Annotated in this window: 19 protein-coding genes and 1 pseudogene; 15 read left to right on the top strand and 5 right to left on the bottom strand. The window is 61.1% G+C overall.

Annotated features, from left to right (window positions below; translation table 11 throughout):
* Window positions 1-40 precede the first annotated feature (40 nt).
* The 4 genes from AACY36_RS07320 (at window position 41) to AACY36_RS07305 (ending at window position 3,559) form a co-directional block, all read left to right on the top strand.
* Entirely contained in the window at window positions 41-565 is a 525-nt protein-coding gene (locus AACY36_RS07320) for a cysteine hydrolase family protein (RefSeq protein ID WP_339415943.1), read from the top strand.
* Between the two features lie 53 nt (window positions 566-618).
* Window positions 619-1,572 (top strand): 2-hydroxyacid dehydrogenase, encoded by a 954-nt coding sequence (locus tag AACY36_RS07315; RefSeq protein ID WP_339415941.1) that lies wholly within the window; start codon window positions 619-621, stop codon window positions 1,570-1,572.
* Between the two features lie 129 nt (window positions 1,573-1,701).
* Window positions 1,702-2,769, top strand: coding sequence for a phosphotransferase family protein (locus AACY36_RS07310; RefSeq protein WP_339415939.1), 1,068 nt, complete (start codon window positions 1,702-1,704; stop codon window positions 2,767-2,769).
* 22 nt (window positions 2,770-2,791) lie between these two features.
* Window positions 2,792-3,559, top strand: coding sequence for an SDR family oxidoreductase (locus tag AACY36_RS07305; RefSeq protein ID WP_049713006.1), 768 nt, complete (start codon window positions 2,792-2,794; stop codon window positions 3,557-3,559).
* Between the two features lie 50 nt (window positions 3,560-3,609).
* On the opposite strand, the gene AACY36_RS07300 is transcribed toward AACY36_RS07305, so the two are convergent.
* Window positions 3,610-4,239, bottom strand: a complete 630-nt coding sequence (locus tag AACY36_RS07300; RefSeq protein ID WP_339415937.1) for a DNA-3-methyladenine glycosylase I — start codon at window positions 4,237-4,239, stop codon at window positions 3,610-3,612.
* Between the two features lie 217 nt (window positions 4,240-4,456).
* On the opposite strand from AACY36_RS07300, the gene AACY36_RS07295 reads away from it, so the two are divergent.
* From AACY36_RS07295 to AACY36_RS07285, 3 genes are all read left to right on the top strand, one after another.
* Window positions 4,457-5,782: a C4-dicarboxylate transporter DctA gene (locus tag AACY36_RS07295; protein WP_339496992.1), complete on the top strand. Its 1,326-nt coding sequence runs from the start codon at window positions 4,457-4,459 to the stop codon at window positions 5,780-5,782.
* Between the two features lie 177 nt (window positions 5,783-5,959).
* Complete coding sequence (locus AACY36_RS07290) at window positions 5,960-6,661, top strand: FadR/GntR family transcriptional regulator (RefSeq protein ID WP_339427582.1); 702 nt, start codon at window positions 5,960-5,962, stop codon at window positions 6,659-6,661.
* A gap of 17 nt (window positions 6,662-6,678) precedes the next feature.
* Window positions 6,679-7,371, top strand: a complete 693-nt coding sequence (locus AACY36_RS07285) for a GntR family transcriptional regulator (protein ID WP_339427583.1) — start codon at window positions 6,679-6,681, stop codon at window positions 7,369-7,371.
* Between the two features lie 101 nt (window positions 7,372-7,472).
* On the opposite strand, the gene AACY36_RS07280 is transcribed toward AACY36_RS07285, so the two are convergent.
* Entirely contained in the window at window positions 7,473-12,341 is a 4,869-nt protein-coding gene (locus AACY36_RS07280) for an NAD-glutamate dehydrogenase (protein WP_339427584.1), read from the bottom strand.
* A 488-nt stretch (window positions 12,342-12,829) separates the two neighbouring features.
* Between AACY36_RS07280 and AACY36_RS07275 the strand changes: the two genes are divergently transcribed.
* The 7 genes from AACY36_RS07275 (at window position 12,830) to AACY36_RS07245 (ending at window position 20,233) form a co-directional block, all read left to right on the top strand.
* Window positions 12,830-13,183 carry a hypothetical protein gene (locus AACY36_RS07275; RefSeq protein ID WP_339415933.1) on the top strand — a complete coding sequence of 118 codons (354 nt, stop codon included), beginning with the start codon at window positions 12,830-12,832 and terminating at the stop codon, window positions 13,181-13,183.
* Between the two features lie 207 nt (window positions 13,184-13,390).
* Window positions 13,391-14,350, top strand: a complete 960-nt coding sequence (locus AACY36_RS07270) for an AAA family ATPase (protein WP_003174327.1) — start codon at window positions 13,391-13,393, stop codon at window positions 14,348-14,350.
* Window positions 14,351-14,355: 5 nt separating this feature from the next.
* Entirely contained in the window at window positions 14,356-15,288 is a 933-nt protein-coding gene (locus AACY36_RS07265) for a DUF58 domain-containing protein (RefSeq protein ID WP_339415932.1), read from the top strand.
* Complete coding sequence (locus AACY36_RS07260) at window positions 15,285-15,779, top strand: DUF4381 domain-containing protein (RefSeq protein ID WP_339496851.1); 495 nt, start codon at window positions 15,285-15,287, stop codon at window positions 15,777-15,779. Before AACY36_RS07265 ends, AACY36_RS07260 begins: the two co-directional genes overlap by 4 nt.
* Window positions 15,772-16,860, top strand: coding sequence for a vWA domain-containing protein (locus AACY36_RS07255; protein WP_339415930.1), 1,089 nt, complete (start codon window positions 15,772-15,774; stop codon window positions 16,858-16,860). Before AACY36_RS07260 ends, AACY36_RS07255 begins: the two co-directional genes overlap by 8 nt.
* Window positions 16,857-18,596 carry a tetratricopeptide repeat protein gene (locus tag AACY36_RS07250; RefSeq protein ID WP_339415928.1) on the top strand — a complete coding sequence of 580 codons (1,740 nt, stop codon included), beginning with the start codon at window positions 16,857-16,859 and terminating at the stop codon, window positions 18,594-18,596. Before AACY36_RS07255 ends, AACY36_RS07250 begins: the two co-directional genes overlap by 4 nt.
* Entirely contained in the window at window positions 18,593-20,233 is a 1,641-nt protein-coding gene (locus tag AACY36_RS07245) for a BatD family protein (RefSeq protein WP_339415927.1), read from the top strand. Before AACY36_RS07250 ends, AACY36_RS07245 begins: the two co-directional genes overlap by 4 nt.
* Window positions 20,234-20,893: 660 nt before the next feature.
* On the opposite strand, the pseudogene AACY36_RS07240 reads toward AACY36_RS07245, so the two are convergent.
* The 3 genes and pseudogenes from AACY36_RS07240 to AACY36_RS07230 form a co-directional block, all read right to left on the bottom strand.
* Window positions 20,894-21,067 (bottom strand): annotated as a pseudogene (locus AACY36_RS07240) (xylose operon transcription regulator XylR); the annotation flags it as partial.
* 88 nt (window positions 21,068-21,155) lie between these two features.
* Entirely contained in the window at window positions 21,156-21,545 is a 390-nt protein-coding gene (locus tag AACY36_RS07235; RefSeq protein WP_339415926.1) for a hypothetical protein, read from the bottom strand.
* A 506-nt stretch (window positions 21,546-22,051) separates the two neighbouring features.
* Window positions 22,052-22,510, bottom strand: coding sequence for a hypothetical protein (locus AACY36_RS07230; protein WP_339415925.1), 459 nt, complete (start codon window positions 22,508-22,510; stop codon window positions 22,052-22,054).
* A gap of 445 nt (window positions 22,511-22,955) precedes the next feature.
* Between AACY36_RS07230 and AACY36_RS07225 the strand changes: the two genes are divergently transcribed.
* A complete protein-coding gene (locus AACY36_RS07225) occupies window positions 22,956-23,150 on the top strand; it encodes a DUF6124 family protein (RefSeq protein WP_339427585.1) in 195 nt (64 codons plus the stop codon).
* Window positions 23,151-23,160: the final 10 nt, after the last annotated feature.

Here is a 23,160-nt window from a genome sequence, read left to right as displayed (position 1 = left end):
TTTATTGCTCCGCCACCTGGCCATTGCAAGGAGCAACACCATGACTGACGCCCTGCTGATCATCGATATGCAAACTGGCTTATACGACGGTCCGGAAAAGCCCTTCGAGCGCGAACGTGTACTCGCCACCATCAACCAACTGATTCAGCGTGCCCGCCCTGTAGGTGCCCCGATCTTCGTCGCCCGCCACACTGGTCCGACAGGCTCGCCGATTGAAGCCGGCAGCGCGCCCTGGCAGCTATGGCATGGCCTGGATGTCGACGAGTCCGGCGATCTGGTGTTCAACAAAACCCGCCCCAGTTGCTTCCTGGGCACAGACTTGCAGCAGCAACTGAGGGCGGCGCAGGTCAGTCAATTGGTGATCGTGGGCATGAAAACCCAGTTCTGCATCGACACCACCTGTCGGGTAGCGGTGGAACTGGGCTTTTCGGTGGTGCTGCCGGAAGACGGCCATACCTGCATGGACACTGCGGCACTGAAGGCAGAGGCGATTATCGAGCATCACAACGCGACGTTGGCTGGGGCGTTTGTGAAGCGCACGAGAGCGGCTGAGGTCCGCTTCTGACAACGCAAATACTGCATACTCATGCCCTCAAACCCTTCAGCAAGAGCCTTCCGATGACCGCCACCGTTCTGGTCCTGGTAGAAACCATCAACGACTACCTGCCCATCATCGAGAGCAATGACTTTCACGTGATCCTGGCGCCGACACCTGCCGAACGCGCCGAAGCCATCAAAGCCCACGGCAGCCAGATCAACGCCGTACTGACTCGTGGCCCGCTGGGTTTGTACGCCGAGGAAATCGCCGCCCTGGCGCTGCTGGAAATCATCTGCGTGATCGGCGCCGGCTATGAGCATGTCGACCTGCAGGCCGCCAGCAATCGCGGAATTGTCGTGACCAATGGCGCCGGAGTGAATGCGCCGTCGGTGGCCGATCACGCCATCGCGTTGCTGCTGTCGCTGGTGCGCGGTATCCCGCAGACCGACGCCGCCGTGCGCCGCAGTGAATGGCCGAAAGTGATGCGCCCGTCGCTGGGCGGCAAGCAGCTGGGCATTCTCGGACTCGGTGCGGTGGGCCTGGAGATCGCCAAGCGTGCCGCCCTGGGATTCGGCATGGAGGTGAGTTATCACAACCGCCAACCGCGCGACGACGTGGACTACACCTACTGCGCCACCGCCGTGGAACTGGCGCGCACCTCGGACTTCCTGATCCTGGCCACGCCCGGTGGCGCCAGCACCCGCCACCTGATCGATCGCTTTGCCTTGGACGCCCTGGGGCCGAATGGCTATCTGGTCAACATCGGCCGTGGCAGCGTGGTGGTCACCGCCGACCTGGTCGCCGCCCTGGAGCAACGCCGCATCGGCGGCGCCGCGCTGGATGTGTTCGACGACGAGCCCAAGGTGCCCGACGCGCTCAAGAAACTCAGCAACACCGTGCTCACCTCCCATGTCGCGGGCCTGTCGCCGGAAGCCGCCCATGACACGGTGCAGCGCGTAGCGGACAACTTGGTGGAATACTTCGCCGGGCGTCCAGTGCTCACGCCGGTCGCCCTGCCCCCGCCCAATAAATGACCGATCAGGCACGCTGATCATCATCCAACACGCTAACCTATTAAGCCGCCACGACCTTGTCGCTGGGCGGTGGTGCGCATTAGATTAGGAAATAGTCCAAGGCCTTTAGAATAAGCAGAAGGGATAAGCATGGCGCTGAACGACCAATCGACCCAGATTCGCCCAGGCGAAGAACTTGATGCCAGCCTGATCGATCCCTACCTCAAGGCCCACATCCCCGGTTTGAGCGGCACGCCTACGATCAGCCAGTTCCCGGGTGGTGCGTCCAACCTGACCTACCTGTTGGAATACCCCGGTCAGGAATTCGTGCTGCGTCGCCCACCGTTTGGTCACAAGGCCAAGTCCGCTCATGACATGGGCCGCGAATACCGCATTCTCAACCAGCTCAAAGACGGCTTCCCTTATTGCCCCAAGGCCTACGTGCATTGCACCGACGAGTCGGTGATCGGTGCCGAGTTCTATGTGATGGAGCGCGTCAACGGCATCATCCTGCGCTCCGACCTGCCGCCCGAACTGGGCCTGGATGCGGCCAAGACCGAGGCGTTGTGCAAAAGCTTTATCGACAAATTCGTCGAACTGCACCAAGTGGACTACAGCGCCTGCGGCCTGGCTGACCTGGGCAAGCCGCAAGGCTACGTAGAGCGCCAGATCCGTGGCTGGAGTGATCGCTACGAAAAAGCCCTGACCCCCGACGCGCCGCGCTGGGACGCCGTGCGCGCGTGGCTGAATGAAAAAATGCCCGCCGACCACCCAACGTCGAGCATCGTGCATAACGACTACCGCTTCGACAACGTGATCCTCGACCCAAACAACCCGATGCAGATCATCGGCGTGCTGGACTGGGAGCTGACCACCCTCGGCGACCCGCTGATGGACCTGGGCAACACCCTCGCCTACTGGATCGAAGCCGCCGACCCTGCGCCGGTGCAACTGATGCGCCGTCAGCCAAGCAACGTCCCCGGCATGCTCACCCGCCGCCAGTTCGTCGATTACTACGCTGAACGCGCGGGCCTGCAGATCGACAATTTCGACTTCTACTACACCTACGGCCTGTTCCGCCTGGCGGGCATCGTGCAGCAGATCTACTACCGCTTCTTCCATGGCCAGACCCAGGACAAACGCTTTGCGCAGTTCATTCAAATGAACAAGCTGCTGGAGCAAATGAGCCTGAATGTCATCGGCAAATCAGCGCTCTGATCGCACACACCAAGGAACCCTCATGTCCAAGACCAACCTGTTCGACCTCGATGGCAAGATTGCTTTTGTTTCCGGCGCCAGCCGTGGCATCGGTGAAGCCATCGCCAAGTTGCTGGCCCAACAAGGCGCTCACGTGATCGTTTCCAGCCGCAAGCTGGAAGGCTGCCAGCACGTGGCTGATGCAATCATCGCCGACGGCGGCAAGGCCACCGCCGTGGCCTGCCATATCGGCGAAATGGAGCAGATCACCCAAGTGTTCGCCGGCATTCGCGAGCAGTTTGGTCGCCTGGATATCCTGGTGAACAACGCTGCGACCAACCCGCAATTCTGCAACGTGCTGGACACCGATCTCGGTGCGTTCCAGAAGACCGTTGACGTGAACATCCGTGGCTATTTCTTCATGTCGGTGGAAGCCGGCAAGCTGATGCGCGAAAACGGTGGCGGCAGCATCATCAATGTGGCGTCGATCAACGGGATTTCGCCGGGTGTCTTCCAGGGCATCTACTCGGTGACCAAGGCCGCCGTGATCAACATGACCAAGGTGTTTGCCAAGGAATGCGCCGAGTTCGGCATTCGTTGCAACGCCCTGTTGCCGGGCCTCACCGACACCAAGTTCGCCTCGGCCCTGGTGAAGAATGACGCAATCCTGAAAATGGCCCTGGCGCAGATCCCCCTCAAGCGTGTGGCGGATCCGAGCGAAATGGCCGGCGCGGTGTTGTTCCTGGCCAGCGATGCGTCCAGCTACACCACGGGTGTGTCGCTGAATGTGGACGGTGGTTTCCTGTCCTGATAGCCCAGACACCGCCGCACCCACAGTGTTGACAGTCTGGAACCAGGGATTCAGGGCCGTTTGAACTGCTGCCGCAGCGTTTCAATTCGCGGCCGGCAGCAGCAGCCTTCCAGATGATCATTCACCATCCCCATCGCCTGCATCAGCGCATACATCGTGGTCGGGCCGACAAACGTCCAACCCCGCTTCTTCAGGGCTTTCGACAAACGTTCGGAAGCCGGCGAGGTGGGGTTACCTGTCCAGTAAGCCATGTCCACCACGGCCGGGCGCTCATCGTCAGCGGGCTCAAACGCCCACAACCACCGTGCCAGCGAGCCGGTCTCCTCCACCAACTCACACGCCCTGCGCGCATTGTTGATGGTGGACACGATCTTCGCGCGATTACGCACGATGCCCGGGTCCTGCATCAGCCGCTCTATATCCGCCGCGCCGTACTGCGCCACCCGGCGAAAATCAAACCCCTCGAACGCCGCGCGAAACTGCTCGCGTTTGCGCAGGACGGTGATCCACGCCATGCCTGCCTGAAAACCTTCCAGGCAGATCTTCTCGTACAGCTGGGTATCGTCCGCCACCGGCACGCCCCACTCACAGTCGTGGTAATGCGGGTATTCCGGCGCTGCGGTGCGCCAGGTGCAATGGGTGCACCCGGTGTCGTCAGTGGTCAGTCCTGGCGGGTCCATCTATCACCTCGTATGCCGAGCGACGGATGATAAGCGAAAAAAATCCCACCCCGCCAACCGCTCAAGCATCGACCTCACCGACCAACTGGTCAGACCGGGACCCGTCAAACGCTAAATAATGACTTGTTATTTCAAAAATACCTGGCCTAGACTGGCCCCGCACTGGACTTACCGGTATGACCACAACAATTAAGCCCTGGAATCACCAGGGCACCGAATAGAGATCCCTCCCATGCTCAGATGGTGCTCGCGTTCGATTTTCCTGCAAGTCGTGATTGGCCTGATGCTAGGCGTAATCTGCGGCTTGGCCCTTCCCGAATTCTCCTCGCAACTCAAACCCTTGGGCGACGGCTTCATCAAGCTGATCAAGATGCTGATCGGCCTGATCGTGTTCTGCGTGGTGGTCAGCGGCATCTCCGGCGCCGGCGACTTGAAAAAGGTCGGACGCATCAGCCTCAAGTCGGTGATCTACTTCGAGGTCCTGACCACGGTCGCCCTGGTGATCGGACTCATCATGGCTTTTAGCACCGGTATCGGCACTGGCGCCAATATCCATCTGGAGCAGTTGTCGTCTGCCGGTTTGAATGACTTGGCCGACAAGGGCCAGCACATCAAGGGCACCAGCCAGTTTCTGATGGACCTGATCCCCAACTCGGTCATCGGCGCCTTTGCCGAGAACAACGTGCTGCAAGTGCTGTTGTTCTCGGTGCTATTCGGCAGCGCGTTGAACCTGGTGGGCGAAGCGGCGTCGGGCATTTCCCGGCTGATCAACGAACTGAGCCATGTGATCTTTCGCATCATGGGCATGATCGTGCGCCTGGCGCCGATCGGTGTATTCGGCGCGATCGCCTTTACCACCAGCACCTACGGGCTTGATTCGCTGCAACACCTGGGCAGCCTGGTCGGCCTGTTCTACCTGACGTGCTTTGCCTTCGTCGGCCTGATCCTGGGCCTGGTAATGCGCCTGTCGGGCCTGCGCATGCTGCCGCTGCTCAAGTACCTGCGCGAAGAACTGCTGATCGTGATGGGCACCGCCTCCTCCGACGCCGTGCTGCCGCAAATCATGCGTAAGCTGGAGCACCTGGGGATCGGCAGCTCCACCGTGGGCCTGGTAATTCCAACTGGGTATTCGTTCAACCTCGATGGCTTTTCGATCTACCTGACCCTGGCCATCGTGTTTATCGCCAATGCCACCGGCACACCGCTGTCGATGACCGATCTGATGACCATCTTGTTGGTATCGTTGATTACATCCAAGGGCGCCCATGGGATTCCCGGTTCGGCGCTGGTGATCCTGGCGGCGACCCTTACCGCGATCCCGGCGATTCCGGTGGTGGGCCTGGTGCTGGTGCTGGCGGTGGACTGGTTCATGGGCATCGGTCGCGCCCTGACTAACCTGATCGGCAACTGCGTCGCCACCGTGGCCATTGCACGCTGGGAGAAAGACATCGATATCCAGCGCGCCAACAAGGTCCTTGATGGTCACCAAGGCTACGCTTTCCAGGCCAAGAAACCGGTGCTGCCCGCGCATCAGGAGTTCTGAGCAAGCGACACCGTTTAAATGCGGGAGCTGGCTTGCCTGCGATAGCGGTGGGCCAGCCTACAAAGCTATCAACTGATAGTCAGCCAGCGCAGCGATGCGGCGACCCGACAAGCCAGCGCCCACATTGGCTCAATGCCAGTTTAATTATTGTATTGGCAACTTAAAGGAGTGTACGACGTGATCAGCACCTCAACCGTCGTCAATTCAGTCGTAGAAAAACTCCGAGCCGCTCTGGCGCGGGGCCAGTGGCGCCGCGGCGAAATGCTCCCCGGCCAGCGCGAACTGGCCGAACAAATGGGCATCAGCCGCCCCAGCCTGCGCGAAGCCGTGATTGTCCTGGAAACCCTTGGCCTGGTGCGCTCCATGCCCGGCAAAGGCGTGGTGGTGCTGGAAACCAGCGTTAGCGACGCGCACTCCAGCGACACCGTGGCCGACGCGAGCCTCGAAGACATCCTGCAACTGCGCTACACCCTCGAGCCGTTCATTGTCGGTCTGGTGGCCCAATCCATCAGCAGCAAAGAGGTCGGCCAATTGCGCCTGACCTTGATGGACATGCGCGAAGCCCTCGACGCCGGCGACGCCGAAACTGGCATGAACGCCTACATCGGCTTCCATGAAGAACTGTTCGCCCTGACCTCCAACCCGATCTTCCAGAACGTGGTGCAACAAACCAGTAACGCCCTCAAGCAAAGCGCCCAAGTGCTGCGCAACTCGCCCGAGCACCTGGCGGAGCGCCTGCGGGAAAACGAAGCCGTGGTGCGCGCCATCCGCAACAAGAACAGCGCCCTGGCCAGTGCGGAAATGCGTCGGCACATCCTTCAGGAAGGCCTGCGCATGGGCATCCGTTTGAACATCCCGGACGACCATCTGGGCAGCTGACTTTCTGGAGACCGGCCATGACCGCTCACGCGCTGCACCGCGACCCTATCCTCCCTGCCCTGCGCCTGGTCGCTGGTAAAAAGCCTTCGGTGGACGACATCTACCCGCGCCTGTTCGACGCCATCCTCGAACAACGCATCGCCCCAGCCAGCCGTTTTACCGAAGAAGGCCTGGGCGAAATCTTTGGCGTGAGTCGCAGTGTGATTCGCCGGGTCCTGGCAAAACTGTCCCATCAGCAAGTAATCATCCTGCGGCCCAACCAACGGGCCCAGGTCGCCGCGCCGGACCCGCAGCAAACCCGGCAAATCCTTGAAGCACGGCGCCTGACTGAAATAACTGTGGTGCAACTGGCCTGCGCACACGCCACACCGCCCCAGGTGCGCCAGTTACGCGAGCTGATTGCCCGCGAGCGCGAGTGCATCGAGCGCGACCAGCGTGGACCGGCGATTCGGCTGTCGGGGGAATTTCATCTGCAATTGGCAGCGATGGCGCGCAATGCACCGCTGGCGCAGTTCCTTAACAGTTTGGTGCCGCTGACGTCGTTGATCATTGCCCAATACGAAGCAAAAGCCTGCACGTATTGCGCGTGGCAGGAGCATGCGGCGATTGTGGATGCGGTGGAGCACCGTGACTCAACCACTGCGGTGAACCTCATGATGCAGCACTTGGATCATCTGCAAAGCAAACTAGTAAAACACCACTGCACCTAAGTGAATGAAGATCAAAATGTGCCCTTCAGTGTTTGATAAATAGCGCTGCAACAAAAAGCCCCCGCATCTCACGATGTGGGGGCTTTTGTTTTACCGCTTGATCAAGCCGGTTGCAGCACCGGCTGACCACTCAACGCTAGGTCCAGCAACTCGCGGTTGGCCACGGCATACATGGCGTAGTCCGTACCCACAGCAGCACGAATCTCAACCATCATCGCCACCCAACGCTCGGCCATGTCCTTGTGCTGCTCAAGCCACAGGGCCACGCGGGCTTCCATGTCTTGTGGCGCGTCGGCCATTTGCAGGACGGAGATGGTGATTGCACGCTGCTGCCAGTCCACGTCATCGCGGAAGGCTTCGCGGGCCTGGGCCTGCCAGTTGTTGGCCACCGGCAGATCGCTGATCTGCTGCAGGTACCATGGCAAGTCCAGGGCGCTGCCAACGGCGAAGTAGGCCTTGGCCACTTCGGCGGCGTCATGCCCGGTGACGTCAGCGGCTTCGATGATCGGCAGCAAGGTGTACAGGTGAGCCGTGCCTGCAACCATGCGTGCCAACAGCTCAGGAACACCGGCTTCGGTGTAGGCCTGGTAACGGTTCTGCCAACCTTCACGGGTCGGGCCTTCCAGCAGTTCGTCGAGCTTGAGGCCCAACGCCGCCAGGTGCGGACCGAAGTGCGCGGTGTCACGGCCAGCGTCCTGCTCGTTGCGACGGCTGCGCAGGAACCAGCGCGTGGCGCGACGACCCAGGCGCATCAGCTCGTCCATCAGCTCCAGTTGCACGTCAGCCGACACCTGGTGGTCCAGGGCTTCGATCTGGCGGAACCAGTGCGGGAGATGGAAGATGTCACGCACGATCACGTAAGCGCCGGCTACGTTCGCCGGGGTCATGCCGGTCGACTCTTTGAGCCGTTGAACGAAGGTGATACCCATGTGGTTGACCAGATCGTTGGCGATCTGGGTGCTGACGATTTCGCGCTTGAGGCGGTGGCGGCGCATGGCCTCGCCGAACTTGGCGACCAGGCTCGGTGGGAACGCGGTCTCCATGTCTCGGGTCAGGTAGTCGTCATCCGGTACGCGAGACTTGAGCAGCGCTTCCTTGAGGTCGATCTTGCTGTACGAGATCAGCACCGACAGTTCCGGACGGGTCAGGCCCTTGCCATTCGCGGCGCGCTCGACGAGCTGCTCCTCGGTCGGCAGGTACTCGATGGCGCGGTCCAGCTTGCCACGGCCTTCCAGGTCGCTCATCAGGCGCTTGTACTCGGCGGCACGCTCGTAGGCACGGCGCGCAGCCAGGGACAGGGCCTGGGTCTGCTTGTAGTTGTTGCCCAACACTAGGTTGCCGACTTCGTCGGTCATGCTCGCCAGCAACTGGTTGCGTTGCTTGTCGGTCATGTCACCGGCCTGCACCACTTCGTTGAGCAAGATCTTGATGTTCACTTCGTGGTCGGAGCAATCCACACCACCGGCGTTGTCGATGAAGTCGGTGTTGGAACCGCCGCCATTGAGGCCGAATTCCACACGACCCAGTTGGGTCATGCCGAGGTTACCGCCCTCGCCCACCACTTTGCAGCGCAGCTCGTTGCCATTGACGCGCAGTGCGTCGTTGGCTTTGTCGCCCACATCGGCGTGGCTTTCAGTGCTGGCCTTGACGTAGGTACCGATACCGCCGTTCCACAACAGGTCTACCGGCGCCTTGAGCAAGGCGTTCAGCAATTCGGTCGGGGTCAGCTTGTTGGCCGAGATGGCGAAGCGCTCTTTCATCTGTGGCGAGATGGCAATGCTCTTCGCGCTGCGCGAGAAGATACCGCCGCCTTCGGACATGATGCTGGTGTCGTAGTCGGTCCAGGCCGAACGCGGCAGCTCAAACAAGCGCTGGCGCTCAACGAAGCTGGTGGCCGGGTTCGGGTTTGGATCGATGAAGATATGCAGGTGGTTGAAGGCCGCGACCAGTTGCAGCTTGTCGGACATCAACAGGCCGTTACCAAACACGTCACCGGCCATGTCGCCGACGCCCACAACAGTGATGCTGTCTTCCTGCACATTGATGCCGCGCTCACGGAAGTGACGCTGCACACCGACCCACGCGCCCTTGGCGGTGATGCCCATTTTCTTGTGGTCGTAACCGGCGGAACCACCCGAGGCGAACGCGTCGCCCAGCCAGAAGCCGTAGTCGATGGCGATGCCGTTGGCGATGTCGGAGAAGGTCGCAGTGCCCTTGTCCGCAGCCACCACCAGGTACGGGTCATCGTTGTCATGGCGCACAACGTTGGCCGGCGGTACCAGGGCGCCGTCTTTCAGGTTGTCGGTGATGTCCAACAGGCCGGAAATGAAGATGCGGTAGCAGGCGATGCCTTCGGCCGCGATCTCGTCCCGGCTGCCGCCCAGTGGCAGGCGACGCGGCAGGAAGCCGCCCTTCGCCCCCACTGGCACGATGACCGAGTTCTTCACTTGCTGGGCTTTTACCAGGCCAAGCACTTCAGTACGGAAGTCTTCTTCACGGTCGGACCAGCGCAACCCGCCACGCGCCACGTTGCCGAAGCGCAGGTGCACACCCTCAACCCGTGGCGAGTACACGAAGATTTCAAACTTCGGCACTGGCTTAGGCAGCTCAGGAATCGCGTGCGGGTTGAACTTGAAGCTGAAGTACGACTTGTTCTGACCGTTGGCGTCGGCCTGGTAGAAGTTGGTACGCAGGGTGGCCTTGATCAGGTCCAGGTAGCGACGCAGGATGCGGTCTTCGTTGAGCACCTGAACGTCGTCCAGGGCGCTGAGAATCGCTTGTTCCAGGCGTTGCTGCTTGTCTTCCAGGTCTTCGGCGGTGAGTTTGCGGGCCAGGTAGAAACGGGTCTTGAACAACCGGGTCAACTCGCGAGCGATGTCGGTGTGGTTGTTCAGGGTGCTGGCGATGTAACCCAGGTCAAAGCCCAGGCGGATCTGCTTCAGGTAACGGGCGTAGGCACGCAGCAAGGCCACGTCGCGCCAAGGCAGGCCAGCAGTCAGTACCAGGCGGTTGAACGCATCGTTCTCGGCGTCGCCATGCACGATGTGCACGAACGCGTCTTGCAGGGTGTCGTTGAGCTGCTGGATATCCAGGTTCACGCCTTCGGCGGCGATGAACGCGAAGTCATGGATCCAGAACTCACGACCACTGGCATGACGCAGGCGATACGGGAACTCACCCAGCACGCGAAGGCCGAGGTTTTCCAGGATCGGCAGCACGTCGGACAGCGCCAGCGGGGTGTCGGCATGGTAGAGCTTGCAATGCAGCTCGCGTTGGCCGGAGACCTGGCCCAGCGGCTGGTAGAAGCTCATCACCAGCGGGTTGGCTTCGGTCAGGCTGTTGAGGTGCTGCATGTCGACCACAGCCGAATGCGCAGCAAAACGCTCGCGGTAACCGGCGGGGAAGCCTTTCGGGAAGTCGGCCAGCACGTTGGTGCCTTGGGCTTCGCCGAAGCTTTCCACGACCAGGCTGGAGTAGTCGTCCTGCCAGCTGCGGCAGGCCTGCACCACTTCTTTTTCCAGTTGCAGCGTGTCGATGTCCAGGCGGTTCTTCGGGTCAACCCGCAGAATCAACTGCACGCGCGCCAGCACGGACTCGGAGAAGAAGGTCCAGAATTCGCAGTCCGAGGCCTTCAGGCGATCCATCAGCACTTGCTGGATTTTCTGGCGCACTTCGGTGGAATAGACGTCGCGCGGCACGTAGGCCAGGCAGTAGCAGAAACGACCGTACGGGTCTTTGCGCAGGAACACACGGATCTTGTTGCGTTCCTGGATCTGCACGATCGACATCACGGTGCTGAACAGCTCGTCGACCGGAGTCTGGAACAGGTCATCACGCGGCAGCACCTCAACGACTTGAGCAAGCTCCTTGCCCAGGTGAGCCTTGGGCTGGAAGCCGGAACGGCGTTCGATTTCCGCGACCTTGCGGCGGATGTACGGGATCACCCGCACGCTTTCGCCATACACAGAGGAAGTGTACAGGCCCATGAAACGGTGTTCCTTGATGACCTTGCCGTCAGCGCTGATCTCACGGATCGACACGTAGTCCGGATACGCCGGGCGGTGCACGCGGCTCGGGTGCGCAGCCTTAGCGAACGACAGCACGGTCGGCTCACGCAGGTACGCCACGGCATAGTCTTCGATGCGCAGGTCGTCGGCGGTAAGGCCGGCGCGCAGCAGTTTGGTCAGACCGAGGAAGGAATCGGCGTCATATTCGATATGACCGCCATCCGCCTCGTCACGTACCACAAACTCTTCATAACCGAGGAAGGTGAAGTGGTTGCCCACCAGCCATTCCAGGAAGTTCTTGATCTCGGCTTTTTCTTCGCCGTCGATGCTGAACTGGCTGGCGTCGATACCGGCCAGCAGGTCCTGGACCTTGGCTTTCATCGGTTCGAAATCAGCCACGGCCACGCGCACTTCGCCGAGCACCTGCTCAAGCTCTTTGCTCAGCACGCTCAGTTCGGCGGCGTTGGCGCAGCGGTCAATTTCCAGGTACATCAGCGATTCTTGCTGGATGCCTTCGCCCTGGGTGCCTTTCGGCAGGATTTCCAGCAACTCGCCCTTGGCACCACGACGTACGCTGAGCACGGTAGTTTGCAGGGTGTGGATGCTGTAGCCACGGCGGTTCAGTTCGGTGCGGACCGAGTCCACCAGGAACGGCAGGTCATGGTGCAGCACTTCGACCGCGGTGTGGGTCGACTGCCAGCCATGACGTTCATAATCGGGGTTGTAGACACGCACCTGCGGCTGGGTGTGGTCAAAGCGCTCAAGCAGACGCCACGCAGAGAGGGTGCAGCCGGCCAGGTCGGAAAGGCGACGCTGGGTCAGTTCGTCCAGGGAAATGATGCCGAAGAATTGTTCAGCAAACAGCGCCACTTGTGGCAGTGCCTGTTCACTGATGTGCTGGGCCAGTGCCGCTTGCAGTTGATGCTGGAAGTCGGCCTTGCTGGCTGCGGTGAAGAACGCCATCTGTGGTACTCCGCTTGGGCTTGTTATTGATGGAAGCGTCGCGTGTTATCCCCTTGGGGGACCGTCAGCTCTGTTCGCTGGGAATTCTGGAAACACCATAAACGAATCAGAGTGACAGGTGGGTGAAGCTGGACAAGACAATCAGGTCACATACAACTTCCATAAGATGCGCACCTTGCCGGGTGACGGTACGACGGGCAGGTCAGGCGCCTGGCGGGTGCACATCCGTTGCGCAGCTTAACGAGTGTAGGAAGACAGCTGCTTGCGACGCTGCGACATATTCGGTCATCGGTAAACAGGCTTGGGGTTGCGACTTGGGCAACCCGGATTTCCAGGTAGAAAAACCGACGCTTTTCAATCCCCCGAGTACCAGAAGTGACTGATTCAGCCGGCGAGGTCATGCACGGGATCTGACACTGGATGCAGCACAAAATTCGTCGCAATGGCACAATTGCCCCCATCACGCCCTACCCCAGACAGGATTCCCCATGCTGCAACTGAAAACCGACGCCCTGATGGTCACCCCGTGCGACGACGAAGAAGACAACATGGCCATGCTCTGCTGCCACGGCAAAAACGGCGAGATGTTCATGCTCACCCGTTATCCCGATGAAGATGAGGTGGAACTAACCTGGGACTACGCGCCGTCGACCCTGGATGGGTTGAAGGTCACGCTGAGTGAGACGACCGTGCTGGTAGAACTCGCCGCCGGCGATGCCGACGCGTTGGGTGGCAAGGATCAGTTGCAGATCACCCATGCCACGGCCGTGTCGGACATGGCCGAAGTTGAAGAAACCCTGCAGAACATCCTCAAGGGCACCGGTACCTTCTCCCGGACTTAAGTCACTGTTTAGTGAGCGGGCTTGCCCCGCTCACTAAACACCCGGTCCAGCCCTCATTCCTCGCGGACACACAAAAATCCTACAAGTTTTGCCAAAAATACCCGTTACGTCGTTAGTCGCCTGCCCCCTCGATGGATTAAAGTAAGCCCCCCAAGCCCGGCGGTTTTTACTCGACGCCTGCGCTCATCTCTCCAGGAACCGTCATCGATGGAACATCGTGAAGCGCTGCTTGCGCTGCGAACTTTTCTTTCTACGCAGATTCTCGGCCAGGAAAAACTCATCGATCGCTTGCTGATCGCCTTGCTCGCTGACGGCCATATGCTGGTAGAAGGCGCGCCGGGCCTGGCCAAGACCAAGGCCATCAAAGAGCTGGCCGAAGGCATAGAGGCGCAGTTCCATCGAATCCAGTTCACCCCCGACCTGTTGCCCGCCGACATCACCGGCACCGAGATCTATCGCCCGGAAACCGGCAGTTTCGTGTTCCAACAGGGGCCGATCTTCCACAATCTGGTGCTGGCCGACGAAATCAACCGCGCGCCGGCCAAGGTGCAATCGGCGTTGCTGGAAGCCATGGCCGAGCGCCAGGTCAGCGTGGGACGCAGCACCTACGACCTGTCGCCGCTGTTCCTGGTCATGGCCACGCAAAACCCCATCGAGCAGGAAGGTACCTACCCGCTGCCCGAAGCCCAGCTCGACCGGTTCCTGATGCACGTCAAGATCGGCTTCCCCGACGCCGCCGTCGAGCGGCGCATCCTGCAACAGGCGCGTGGCGAAGCCCTGAACGGCGAAACCAAGCCTGAGCGCCGCGTCAGCCAACAGGCGATCTTCGCCGCACGCAAGGAAATCCTCGGCTTGTACATGGCTGATGCGGTAGAGGAATACCTGGTGCAACTGGTGATGGCTACGCGCACCCCGGCCAAGTTCGACCCGGAGATGGCCGAGTGGATCGCCTATGGCGCCAGCCCACGCGGTTCCATCGCCCTCGACCGCTGCGCCCGCGCCCATGCCTGGCTGGCCGGTCGCGACTTCGTCAGCCCAGAAGATATCCAGGCGGTGCTGTTCGACGTGCTGCGCCATCGCATCATTCTGTCGTTCGAGGCCGAAGCCGCCGGCATTGACCAGGACCGCGTGGTGCAACGCATTCTTGACGTCGTTGCCGTGGCTTGAAACCCATGAACACCAGCGATGGAATCCGCGTCACGCTCAGCGAATTGATCGAGATGCGCCACCGTGTGCGCGAAGTGCAGCTGTTTTCCACGCCGAGCCAGCGCAGCCCGCTGATCGGCCTGCATCACTCCAGGCTGCGCGGGCGCGGTGTCGACTTCGACCAGGTGCGCGTGTACCAGGCCGGCGACGATGTGCGCACCATCGACTGGCGCGTGACCGCGCGCACCCAGGAACCGCACACCAAGCTGTTCCACGAAGAGCGCGAGCGACCGATTTTCATCATTGTGGAGCAAAGCTGCCGGCTGTTTTTCGGCTCAGGGCAGATGTTCAAATCGGTGCTGGCGGCCCAGGCGGCCAGCCTGATCGGCTGGGCGGCGCTGGGGCACAACGACCGCGTGGGCGGGTTGGTATTCGGCGATAGCGAGCACTACGAAATCAAACCGCGCCGCAGCAAACAAAGTCTGCTGCAACTGCTTAACCGGTTGGTGCGCGTCAACCAGAGCCTGAACACCGAAAGCCGCCCCGAGGCTGACGCACTGGGCATGGCCCTGCGCCGTGGCCGCGAAGTGTTGCGCCCAGGCAGCCTGGTGATTGTGATCTGCGATGAACGCGCGCTCACCGAAGGTGCCGAGCAGCAATTGAGCCTGTTGTCACGGCACTGCGACCTGCTGCTGTTGCCCATCTCCGACCCGCTGGACCACGCCCTGCCCGCTGCCGGGCTGCTGCGTTTCGCAGAACGCGGTGCCCAGCTGGAACTGGATACGCTCAACGTCGATTTGCGCCAGGCCTACAAGGCCCAAGCCGAAGCGCGCATCGCCCGCTGGGAACTGCTCGCCCAGAAGCTGCGCATCTTGTTGATGCCCTTGAGCACCCAGAGCGAAATGGTCGAGCAACTGCGCGAGTACCTCAACCCGCAGCGTCCGGTTAAAAAACAATGAGCAGCCTTGACCAACTGCAACCGCTGATCGCCCCGCCAGCCGTCGGCTTTTGGCCACCTGCGCCGGGCTGGTGGTTGTTGCTGCTGCTGATTCCACTGCTCGGCTGGGGGCTTTGGTCACTGCGACGCTTCCTGCCAACCCGTCGCCCCATCGCCCGCGCCGAGCAACCGCTGGACCCATTGCGCATCGCCGCCCTCGCGGAACTGGCGCTGATGCCCAAACCCTGCGACGGGGCCCCGGCCGGCGCGTGGTTGCAGCAACTCAACGGCCTGCTCAAACGCCTGTGCCGCAACGACTATCCCTACAGCCAGAGCCATACCCTCAACGGCCGAAAATGGCTGGCCTTCCTCGACAACCGCTGTCCCGCCGCTGGCCTCACACGCTGGATGGTGTTGGTGGAAGGCGCCTACAAACCCGAATGCAAACTCGACGACAAGGCCATCGCCGGCCTGACCCAAGCGGTCGACACCTGGATTCGCAAACATGTTTGAGTTCGCCTGGCCGTGGATCTTCGCCCTGTTGCCCTTGCCCTGGTTGATGCGGCTTGTGTTGCCGGCAGCCGACAGCGGTGAGCCGGCGTTGAAAGTCAGCTACCTCAGCGACCTTGAGGGCCTCGCTCGCCGCCGCGCCCGCGTCAACCTGCCCGGCTGGCGCCAGCAAGGGCCCTTTGTGGTGCTGTGGCTGCTGCTGTTAACCGCCGCCGCCCGCCCAGAATGGCTTGGCGAGCCGCTGCCGATTGCCGCCAGTGGCCGCGACCTTCTGGTGGCGGTGGACGTGTCCGGCTCCATGGACTTTCCCGATATGAACTGGCAAGACGAGGACGTCAGCCGCTTGAGCCTGGTCAAACACTTGCTCGGCGACTTTCTTGAAGGCCGTGAAGGTGACCGCGTCGGCCTGATCCTGTTCGGCAGCCAGGCCTACCTGCAAGCACCGCTGACCTTTGACCGCCGCACCGTGCGCACCTGGCTGGATGAAGCGCGCATCGGCATTGCCGGCAAGAACACCGCGATTGGCGATGCCATTGGCCTGGCCTTGAAACGCCTGCGTCAGCGCCCGGCGCAGAGCCGTGTACTGATCCTGGTCACCGACGGCGCCAACAACGCCGGGCAGATCGACCCACTGACCGCCGCGCGCCTCGCCGCTGAAGAAGGCGTGAAGATCTATCCGATCGGCATCGGCGCCGACCCGGAACAAACCGGCTCACTGGGCATCCTCGGCGTCAACCCGAGCCTGGACCTCGACGAACCGGCACTCAAGGCCATCGCCGAGGCCACGGGCGGTCAGTACTTCCGCGCGCGTGATGGCGAAGAGCTGCAAGCGATCAAGGCAACGCTCGACACGCTCGAGCCCGTTGAGCAGCAACCCACCCAGGCACGCCCGGCCCTGGCCCTGTACAGCGCGCCGCTGGCCTTGGCGTTGGTGCTGAGCATGTTGCTGGTGATCCAGGAACGCTGGCCGAACAACGCCTTGCATCGGTGGCTCACCAAATTGTCGAGCAAGGGGATTTTCCTGCAACAGCACCCGGAATGGCGCCAGCGCCTCACACGCCTGCGCTTGCGGAGGCGTCGATGATCGACCTGTGGCCACACTGGTTCCGCCCTTGGTCGCTGTTGCTCCTGCCATTGCTCGGCTGGTTGCTATGGCACCTGTGGCATCGGCAAAAGCGCGCCGGGCGTTGGCAGATGATCCTGCCGCCGGCCTTCCACGCCGTGTTGCTCAGTGGTGGCAACGGGCGCGAAAGCAAATCGCCATGGGTGGTGCTCGGCGTTGCCTGGCTCTTGGCCGTACTGGCGCTGCTTGGGCCCAGTTGGCAAAGGGTTGAGCAGTCCAGCCAGAAACCCTCCGATCCTTTGGTGGTGCTGCTGGAACTGACCCCGGAAATGCTCGCCACCGACAGCCCGCCCAACCGCCTGGAACAGGCGCGGCGCAAGCTGTATGACCTGTTGCAGGCACGCACCGATGCGCAGACCGCCATCGTCGTTTACGCCGGCAGCGCCCACACCCTGGTGCCGCTGTCAGACGACCTGGGCACCAGCCGCAACCTGCTCGAAGCCCTGCGCCCGTCAATCATGCCGGAGCCCGGCCACCGCGCCGACATGGCAGTCGAGAAAGCCCTGGGCCTGCTCAAACAAGGCGGCCTCGGCCAGGGGCGTCTGTTGCTGATCGGCTCGTCGCTGTCCAAACAGGAACGCCAGGGCATTCGGCTGCTGCTGCAAAGTAGCCAGGCGCCGACCCTGTCGATCCTCGGTATCGGCAGCCGGGAAGGCACCCCGGTGACCCAGGAAAGTGGCGAGTTCCTCAAGGACGAACACGGCGCGATCCTGGTGCCACGTCTGGACAGCCCGACGCTCAAGGCGTTCGCCAGCGAAATGGGCGGCCGCTACCGCGCCGCCCGCCTGGACGACAAAGACCTGCGCCAACTCGGTGTACTGGACCCGCCACACACCTTGCGCAACGACGCTCAACGGCTGCACCTCGATATCTGGGCCGACCAGGGTTACTGGCTGCTCCTGCCGCTGTTGCTACTCGCTGCCTGCGCCGGTCGGCGTGGCTGGTTGTTCTGCCTGCCCCTGCTGCTGTTGAGCGCGCCACAACCCAGCTATGCCTTCGGCTTGCAGGACCTGTGGCTGCGTCCCGACCAGCAAGGCCAATACCTGCTGAAGCAGAAACGCCCCGCCGAAGCCGCCGAACACTTCGAAGACCCTCAGTGGCAGGGCGTAGCGCTCTACGAAGCCGGCAACTATGCCGAGGCCATCAAGCGTTTCGCCGAGAGCAATGACGCCTACGCCCACTACAATCGGGGTAACGCCCTGGCCAAGTCCGGTGAGCTGGAGGCCGCCATCGACGCCTACGAACAGGCCCTTGAAGCACAACCCGACTTGCAACCGGCCCTGAAAAACAAAGCGCTGGTGGAAACCCTGATGCAGGAAAAAGAGCAGCCCGAACCCGATAAGCCAGCCAATAACGAGGATGACGAAACCACCCAACCCGGCCAAACTGCGCAACCGGGTGCGAGTGGGCAAAGCACCATGGGTGGCGAGCAGTCACCCCAAGGCCAGGGGAAAGCCGGCACCGGCGACACACAGGCCGGTAATACGCCGCACACCGCAGGCAATGAAGTGCCGGGCAGCGAATTGGGCGACGAACAAACCACTACCCCGCCGCTGCTTCCTGCCGACGCCAGCCTCGACGGTGAACGTCGCCAGGCCCTGGAGCAATGGCTACGGGAGATCCCGGACAACCCCGGCGAACTGCTGCGCCGCAAATTCTGGTACGAACAGCAACAACATCAGGACAAGACTCGATGAGCCGTCGCACCACCCTACTGTTCCTGCTCGCACTCTCGGCAGGCCACGCCCAGGCGGCGAGCCTGACTGCCAGCGTCGACCGCAGCCGCCTCAATTCCGGGGAAACGGTGGAGCTCACGGTAGAGTCCAGCGATGTAACGCAGTTCGGCAAACCCGACCTGTCGCCGCTGGATGCGCAGTTCGAAGTCAGCGGTACGCGGCAGATCAACCAACTCACCACGCTGGGCGGCGATAACCACGCCACCACGCGATGGATCATCACGCTGCTGCCCAAGGAAAACGGCACGGTGCTCATCCCGCCCCTGCAAGTAGGCGAGTACAAGACCCAGCCGATCAGCCTGCAAGTGATAGAAACCGCTAGCCAGAACACAGCCGCCGAACTGGCCCCGGTGTTTGTCGAGGCCAATCTTGACCAGACCAGTGTCTACGTCCAGGCCCAGGCACTGTTGACCGTGCGGGTGTACCACTCGGTGTCGCTGTATGACGACAGCAGCCTCACACCGTTGCAGATTGCCGACGCACGCGTCGAACAATTGGGCGAGTCACGCACCTACGAGAAGGTGATCAACAGCATTCGCCACGGCGTGATCGAAACCCGCTACGCGATTTACCCGCAGCACAGCGGCACGTTGGCAATTGCGGCGCAGACGTTCAGCGCCACGCTGGTTGAGTCGCGCCCGCCGCAAGAGAACACGCTGCAAGGCACCAAACCCGGCAAGCTGATCCACGTCAGCTCGGCGCAGCTGCCGCTGGTGGTCAAGCCCAAGCCGGCGCTGTATCCCGCCGATACGCCCTGGCTACCGGCGCGCAGCCTGACCCTGAGCGAAAACTGGAACCCGGAGCCCGAGCATGTCCAGGTCGGCGACTCGCTGACTCGCAGCCTCACGGTCAAGGCCGAAGGCCTGTCCAGCGCGCAACTGCCGGCCCTGCCTAGCACTGAGATCAACGGCCTGCGCCGCTACCCGGACCAACCGGTGCTCGGCAACCAGACCAACGACCGCGGCCTGATCGGCAGCCGCGAAGACCGCGAAGCCCTGGTGCCCAACCGCGCAGGTGCACTGGAACTGCCTGCCGTTGAAGTGGTGTGGTGGAACACCCACGAAGATCACCTTGAGCGCACCAGCCTGCCGGCCCGCACCCTGCAAGTGGCGATCAACCCTAGCCTGGTGGTCGACACTCCCGCCACGCCCACCGTCATCACCGCCCCCGATGACAACCACCTGTGGCTGTGGCAACTCAGCACCCTGCTCCTTGCCTGCACCACCTTGCTGGGCTTTGGCTTGTGGTGGCGCGCACGCCGACAGCCCGCCGTACTGCGCGCCGCACAAACCGGCCCGAGCCCGCGCACCCTGCTCGACGACCTCAAGCGCGCCACCCAGGCCAACGACCCCCACGCCACCCGCCAGGCCCTCGACGCCTGGGCACGGCAACAGCCGGAAACCCTGGCAGACATGGCCGCGCGGTTTGTGCCGCTGTCGGACGCGTTGGACGGCTTGAACGGCGCGCTGTACAGCGAGGGCGGCCATTATTGGCTGGGTGAAGACCTGTGGCGTGCGATCAAAGCCATCCCCGTGGCCGAACGCGAGCAAGACCCGGCCACCGACACCACCAGCTTGCCGCCGCTCTACCCCAAATAACCCACCACAAAACCCTGTGGGAGCGGGCGTGCCCGCGATGGCGGTGTAACAGTTGGCAGATGTGTTGGCTGATACTCAGCCATCGCAGGCAAGCCAGCTCTCACAGGGTTAGGCTGCGTTTAGTGCAGCCGGGGCACGTCCGCTCGATCTACCTGAACGCCAACAAAATCGCTACACCTGCCATCCAAAGGAAACAAGTCGACATGAGCATCATCTTGATGATCAGATGCCTTCTCAGACGCGGAGGAAAACTGGCAAGATCCACCGGGTCTATCTCTCCAATAATGAGCGAAGCCCTCGGCCACACTACCATTCCAGCAATTTTAAATATCTCCAGGAGCGACCAAATCACCCCGCGTTTTCCCAGGCTTGGCCCCAGAGATAAATGTAATGGCTATTTTTCAGAGCCTCCTTGTGTAGTGGCTTTAAGGTGGCACCGACTCAGGTACAGACTGTATGCGATACCAGCCATGCCGAGCAGGCCCGGTACACCTCCAACAATCCAGAAAGCCAACCAGGAGGTTCAAAAATCTCCCGATGTCATGGCAGTGTTTTCTCGTACAACATTTCTCCGCTGACTTCGCCGACCTTCCCACCGATAGTCGTACCCGCCCAGGCGCCAGCTCCTACTAAAGCAGCAGCACATACGACCCCGCCTATACCTGTAGACATATAACTCGCGAACGCACCACCTGCCGCACCGCCAATCAGCGGGTCATCGAAGTCAGCAATGATCCCATCGCCCTGCCAGCGCTCGATACCGCGCAGGCGGCAGAGGATGTCTTCTTCCAGGAATAGGTCCCAGGATGCACGGGTGCTGCTCAGGTATTTGCCTCGGCACAGCCATCGGGAACCCAATGATGGGTCAGGGGCATGGGTGGAAAGTGCCGAGAGCTTTCAAGTTAAAAATTTCACCGCAGAACTACCTGAACTCCAGCAGAACAACCCCGATCAACATCCAAATGAAGGCGATGATCATCGTTTTCAGATTAAGGGTAATTCGTAGCTTTAAGTGAGGTGGGAAATTTTCAAGATCGGTTGGGTCCAGCTCTCCATTAATGAGAGAAGCTTTTGGCCACAGTAGCATTCCCGAGATTTTACCCATCTCTAAGAGTGACCAAATCAAGCCTCGTTTTCCAAGGCTTGGCCCCCAGATATAGATATAACGGCTGTGCTTTAAGGCCTCCTTTATGGCGTCCATGTGACGATGAGTCAGGTACAGGCTGTATGTAAGTGTCAAAGCTGCAAGCAACATTGGCCCCCCTAGAAAAGAGATCGCGATCCAGAGAGGCCAAGTGTCGATACTGCTCATGGTTGATTTACTTGGTAGAGTTTTTCTCCAATAGCTTCACCCGCCATCCCCCCACCCGTCGTACCCACCCATGCGCCCGCCCCCACTATAGCGGCAACACAAATAACCCCGCCAAAGCCTCCAGTCGCCACGCCCATTGCAATGCAAATAGAGCCACTGGCAGCACCAGCCATCACTCCGCTCAAAGCCCCAAGAGAAGTAGACCCCACAAATTTTCCTACTTCCGTAAGCTTGACCCTCTCGCAAGCCGCCCCAGAATCCGCATTACACACCTGCTGTATAGCCAACATCGAAGACACACCGCCAAGACCAATACCGATGTAAACGAGAACGAGAGAGTCAGCGGCAAGCCAAACTTTGGAGAGGGACTTACTTAGGGTAAAGTCAGACGATTCCGGGTATTTCGTCGTATAAGTCTGATAGGCCTGCGACGTCCGGCGCGATGCTTCGGGCTGCTACTCCTAGCTGCGTGATTGGCGGGCCGCTGCGCGGACGCCTGCCTGCACTTAATGATTACGACGCGGCACCTTCCATTCACGATGGGGGAATTTGTACAGGTAGTTCAGGTTGTCCATATCGAACCGGCCATCCTTCTTGCCGGGGCTGATGCCAATATCCAGCTTGCGCAGCAGTTTTGGGCGTGAGAGAAACGCCTTGGCCGCGTGGTGGGCCTCTGGTGAAGATGTCCTGTCGGTAGCTATCAGGCCGGCGGCCTCCCTCAGCTCGTTGAAGTTCACATAGCTGTCGGTCGCGCCAGCGGGGAACTCGCGTAAATGATCGCGGACCAGCCCTATCAGTTGCCGGTCAGTCACGCTTGCGAATGAGCGCGCGTCCGCAGCGTTGGCCTGGGTCTCAGCGCTTCGTGTCTGACGGTGGTTAGCTTGGGTTGAGCGACTGTCAGCCTCCAGTTGCTCTGGTAGAGCGGTGAAAGCAGTGGTGGAAGGTGGTTTTATTGAAAATGTCATGCTGGGCCCCTGATTCATTCAGGGATTGATTGAAAAATCCACTTTGTGAGTGGTCGCCACTCACCCTGCCGTTCCAATTCGTTCGTCACCGTCCGTTCGACATGCATTGTTAAAGGGCAGCAATCCATATCTCTTTAATTTGCAGGACGTTTCCTAGACAGTCCTTTGGCCTTGCGCCTGCTCACCAGTGGCTAGCCTTCGCTTCGTCGCTGCATATCAGCGATCGGGTGCGAGATCCCGTTATTAGCAGGCGCAATGCGCTACAACCGTCTATGGCGGCTGTGTGCGGGCAGACTTCGGTCTGGCGGGGTCCTGTTTTCCGGTATCTCAACCCGCACACAGCTTCCACCTTTTGACGTGTGTGATCGGCAAAATAATGGCTCCCAATCCAAGCAGGAGCTTTATCCATGAACAAACTCATCCCCGACCCACCACCCTCCCCGTCGTGCACCAAGACCTCAGCTTCGAAGACGCCCTCGCCCAGATCTGCGACCTGCTGCGTTGCGCAGCCGCCAACGCAGTCGGCACTACCCATGGGCTGAGCAGTGATCAGCGCAACATGGCCGGCGCCACCGAGCACTTGATCAACAGCGCCAAAACACTCGCCGACCGAGCGCTGGACTGCCTGCATGGCTCATAACCCCTGTGGT

The organism is Pseudomonas sp. EA_15y_Pfl1_P101 (assembly GCF_963970835.1).
GTDB lineage: Bacteria > Pseudomonadota > Gammaproteobacteria > Pseudomonadales > Pseudomonadaceae > Aquipseudomonas > Aquipseudomonas tritici.
Note: the sequence above shows the minus strand (reverse complement) of the source record. Positions and strands in the feature narration are given on the sequence as shown.

Excerpts from the sequence above, each read along its gene's own strand:
- AACY36_RS07250 (WP_339415928.1), top strand. The coding sequence starts at position 16,857 with ATGATCGACCTGTGGCCACACTGGTTCCGCCCTTGGTCGCTGTTGCTC.
- AACY36_RS07285 (WP_339427583.1), top strand. The coding sequence starts at position 6,679 with ATGACCGCTCACGCGCTGCACCGCGACCCTATCCTCCCTGCCCTGCGC.
- AACY36_RS07230 (WP_339415925.1), bottom strand. The coding sequence starts at position 22,510 with ATGACATTTTCAATAAAACCACCTTCCACCACTGCTTTCACCGCTCTA.
- AACY36_RS07245 (WP_339415927.1), top strand. The coding sequence starts at position 18,593 with ATGAGCCGTCGCACCACCCTACTGTTCCTGCTCGCACTCTCGGCAGGC.
- AACY36_RS07305 (WP_049713006.1), top strand. The coding sequence starts at position 2,792 with ATGTCCAAGACCAACCTGTTCGACCTCGATGGCAAGATTGCTTTTGTT.
- AACY36_RS07260 (WP_339496851.1), top strand. The coding sequence starts at position 15,285 with ATGAGCAGCCTTGACCAACTGCAACCGCTGATCGCCCCGCCAGCCGTC.
- AACY36_RS07320 (WP_339415943.1), top strand. The coding sequence starts at position 41 with ATGACTGACGCCCTGCTGATCATCGATATGCAAACTGGCTTATACGAC.
- AACY36_RS07275 (WP_339415933.1), top strand. The coding sequence starts at position 12,830 with ATGCTGCAACTGAAAACCGACGCCCTGATGGTCACCCCGTGCGACGAC.
- AACY36_RS07300 (WP_339415937.1), bottom strand. The coding sequence starts at position 4,239 with ATGGACCCGCCAGGACTGACCACTGACGACACCGGGTGCACCCATTGC.
- AACY36_RS07280 (WP_339427584.1), bottom strand. The coding sequence starts at position 12,341 with ATGGCGTTCTTCACCGCAGCCAGCAAGGCCGACTTCCAGCATCAACTG.
- AACY36_RS07235 (WP_339415926.1), bottom strand. The coding sequence starts at position 21,545 with ATGAGCAGTATCGACACTTGGCCTCTCTGGATCGCGATCTCTTTTCTA.
- AACY36_RS07310 (WP_339415939.1), top strand. The coding sequence starts at position 1,702 with ATGGCGCTGAACGACCAATCGACCCAGATTCGCCCAGGCGAAGAACTT.
- AACY36_RS07265 (WP_339415932.1), top strand. The coding sequence starts at position 14,356 with ATGAACACCAGCGATGGAATCCGCGTCACGCTCAGCGAATTGATCGAG.
- AACY36_RS07315 (WP_339415941.1), top strand. The coding sequence starts at position 619 with ATGACCGCCACCGTTCTGGTCCTGGTAGAAACCATCAACGACTACCTG.
- AACY36_RS07270 (WP_003174327.1), top strand. The coding sequence starts at position 13,391 with ATGGAACATCGTGAAGCGCTGCTTGCGCTGCGAACTTTTCTTTCTACG.
- AACY36_RS07255 (WP_339415930.1), top strand. The coding sequence starts at position 15,772 with ATGTTTGAGTTCGCCTGGCCGTGGATCTTCGCCCTGTTGCCCTTGCCC.